Source organism: Streptomyces sodiiphilus (assembly GCF_039529215.1).
GTDB lineage: Bacteria > Actinomycetota > Actinomycetes > Streptomycetales > Streptomycetaceae > Streptomyces > Streptomyces sodiiphilus.
Genome location: NZ_BAAAMJ010000104.1, coordinates 1 through 875, shown reverse-complemented (window position 1 = coordinate 875; position 875 = coordinate 1). Strand labels below are relative to the sequence as shown.

1 protein-coding gene is annotated in these 875 nt (G+C 68.3%); it reads left to right on the top strand.

The features are described 5' to 3' along the window. Nucleotides 1-47: 47 nt before the first annotated feature. Complete coding sequence (locus ABD299_RS24795; protein WP_344267000.1) at nucleotides 48-818, top strand: transposase; 771 nt, start codon at nucleotides 48-50, stop codon at nucleotides 816-818. Nucleotides 819-875 lie beyond the last annotated feature (57 nt).

Sequence of the window (875 nt, the reverse complement as noted above, 5' to 3'; positions counted from 1 at the left end):
CTAAGGGCTGTCCCGTAACTGCTGGTCACGGGTGAGATGATCTTGTCGTGTCTGGTGTGATCACGGCGTCGGAGCCCTCCTGGATAGCCCCGTTCACCGGGCTGAGCCCGCGGCAGTTCGGGAAGCTGGTCACCGCGCTGCGGCGCGAGGGCGCCGACCCGGTGCGCAAGGGCCGGCCCTGGAGCCTGCCGCTGGAGGACCGGGTCCTGCTGGTCGCCGCGTACTGGCGGACGAACCTCACCCTGCGCCAACTCGCTCCGCTGTTCGGGGTGTCGAAGTCGGCGGCCGACCGCATCATCGCCCACCTCGGACCGACGCTCGCCCTGCAGCAGCGCAAGCGGTACCGCAGGGACACCGTGCTGATCGTGGACGGCACCCTGGTCCCCACTCGCGATCACACCATCGCCGAACGGTCGAAGAACTACCGGTACTCCACCAACCACCAGGTCGTCATCGATGCCGACACCCGGCTCGTCGTCGCCGTCGGCCGGCCGCTGCCCGGCAACCGCAACGACTGCAAGGCCTGGGAGCTGTCCGGAGCGAAGGCGGCCGTCGGCCGCCACACCGTCATCGCGGACGGCGGCTACCGCGGAACCGGCCTGGTCATCCCGCACCGCCGCGAGAGAGGCCAGGCCGAACTCCCGGCCTGGAAAGAGGAACACAACACCTCCCACCGCAAAGTCCGCGCACGTGTCGAGCACACCTTCGCCCGCATGAAGAGCTGGAAGATCCTCCGCGACTGCCGCCTGAAGGGCGACGGCGTCCACCACGCGATACTCGGCATCGCCCGCCTCCACAACCTCACCCTCGCCGGATGACGAAGAAGCGGGACAGGCCATCGAGCATGCCGTAGATCATTTACGGGACAGCCCTTA